The sequence below is a fragment of the Halolamina salina genome, from assembly GCF_042678005.1.
Taxonomy (GTDB): Archaea; Halobacteriota; Halobacteria; order Halobacteriales; family Haloferacaceae; genus Halolamina; species Halolamina salina.
Genome location: NZ_JBHUDH010000078.1, coordinates 2,873 through 3,563, shown reverse-complemented (window position 1 = coordinate 3,563; position 691 = coordinate 2,873). Strand labels below are relative to the sequence as shown.

At 54.6% G+C, this 691-nt stretch carries 1 pseudogene; it reads right to left on the bottom strand.

The features are described 5' to 3' along the window. Positions 1–679: pseudogene (locus tag ACFR9S_RS08040) on the bottom strand (Eco57I restriction-modification methylase domain-containing protein); the annotation flags it as partial. Between the last annotated feature and the right edge of the window lie 12 nt (positions 680–691).

Below are 691 nucleotides of genomic sequence, written 5' to 3'. Positions count from 1 at the left end.
AGTTCTCGTACCGATCTTCACCGTCATCCACGACGTCGCCGGGCTGTTCGTGCAGGTAGTTCGGATTTCGGTCCAGCAGACGCTTCTCTTGGATGAAGTACAGGAAGATCATCCGATCAAGGATGACCTGCACATAGCGTTGCTTCGCGTCACCACGGTCGTCCGGAACTCCAGATACCTCCTGAACGAGATCGGTGCGGAGGTCCTCGAACTCTTCATAGAACTCTTCGACCACCTGCTGTGTGTCGTACAGCGTGTCGTAGATTGCAGCGGAAGAACCGTACTCAATCGAATTGAGCTTCTTCAGAACGGTGTTCTTCTCTCCGCTGTCGCGCGTGAACTGGTCTTTGCTGAACGAGATCTTCTGGTGTTTGATGCGGCCGTGCTGCTGGCCTTCCCAGCTCCGCATCCGCGTTAGGAAAGTGAATTCCTCGAAGTCGTTCGTGGCGACGAGGTTCGTGTGTCGTGATCGGTTGTCGGGCTTGAAGTCGGTGGCTGATTCTCCAGGCCCAGCGTTAACAATTACGACGAATTCGTCGTCACCGAGTTGAAGAACGAGTTCATTGTCCTCTCCGAGATTTGGACGGGGTTTCAGCCCGCGTTTCTCGAAGGAGTCAGCGATGTCCTGTAAAGAGTCCCAGCCCGCGATATCGGATGCGGTGATCTGCTGGAGAGTCATACCACCTGAAAG